The organism is Paraburkholderia fynbosensis (assembly GCF_902859935.1).
In the GTDB taxonomy this organism is placed as follows: Bacteria; Pseudomonadota; Gammaproteobacteria; order Burkholderiales; family Burkholderiaceae; genus Paraburkholderia; species Paraburkholderia fynbosensis.
On sequence record NZ_CADIKI010000075.1, the window covers coordinates 1 to 1,163 of the forward strand.

1 protein-coding gene is annotated in these 1,163 nt (G+C 60.4%); it reads left to right on the forward strand.

Going from position 1 to position 1,163, the window contains the following annotated elements; genetic code table 11:
• Positions 1-1,132, forward strand: a protein-coding gene (locus tag HV770_RS38055; protein WP_175166533.1) for an IS3 family transposase whose coding sequence is annotated in 2 segments (ribosomal slippage) — positions 1-228 and positions 228-1,132 — 1,133 coding nt annotated over the 2 segments. Because the reading frame shifts where the segments join, the coding sequence is not laid out codon by codon here. This gene is flagged as partial in the annotation.
• Between the last annotated feature and the right edge of the window lie 31 nt (positions 1,133-1,163).

Sequence of the window (1,163 nt, forward strand, 5' to 3'; positions counted from 1 at the left end):
AGCCAGGCAAGTCGGTCTCGATGGTTGCACGCCAGCACGGCGTCAATCCGAACCAGCTGTTCCATTGGCGCAAGCTGTATCAGGATGGCAGCCTGTCGGCAGTCAGTGCCGGCGAGCAAGTCGTACCAGCGTCGGAACTGAGCGATGCGCTCAAGCAAATCAGGGAACTCCAGCGACTGCTCGGCAAAAAGACAATGGAGAACGAGATTCTTCGTGAAGCGGTGGAGGTGGCGAAGTCGCGAAAATGGATTGCGCGCTCACCCTCATTGCCGGGGGACGAGCAGTGAAGCAGGTCTGCGACGTTCTCGGTGTAGCGCGCTCAAACGTGGCGGCAAAGCTTGCACGTCCAGCCGACTGGCGGGATGGACGCAGCGCCAGGAAGACGGACGATGCCGGGCTGGTCGAAGAGATACGGCTGACCGTGAGTGACCTGCCGAGCTATGGTTATCGCCGGGTCTGGGGTATGTTGCGTCGTCAGCGGGAAGGCCGAGGCATTGCGCCCATCAACGCCAAACGCGTATATCGGGTGATGCGCGTTCACGGCCTGCTGCTACAACGCAGACCCTCTTCGCCACCGCCGCAGCGTCGACACGATGGCAAGGTTGCAGTGGCGAAGAGCAATCAACGCTGGTGCTCTGACGGCTTCGAATTTCGCTGCGACAACGGCGAACCGTTGCGCGTCACGTTCGCGCTCGATTGCTGTGACCGTGAGGCAATGAGTTGGGCGGCGACGACCGGCGGCCACAGCGGCGACGTGGTGCGTGATGTCATGCTGGCAGCCGTTGAAAACCGCTTTGGCAATGTCCTGAAGGCGCCGACGGAAATCGAATGGCTGACGGACAATGGCTCGGGCTACACGGCGGAAAAGACCAGGACCTTCGCGTCTGGCATTGGCCTGAAGCCATTGACCACACCTGTCTGCAGCCCGCAAAGTAACGGCATGGCAGAAAGCTTCGTGAAGACGATGAAGCGTGATTACGTCGCCTTCATGCCAAAGCCCGACGCAGCGACTGCGGCGCAAAATCTCGCGGTCGCGTTCGAGCATTACAACGAGCACCACCCTCATAGCGCATTGAAGTACCGCTCGCCACGCGAGTTCAGGCGCAGGAACGATTTATCAACTCAAGTGTGAGGCGGTGTCCGGAGGTACGGGGGCAAATCCA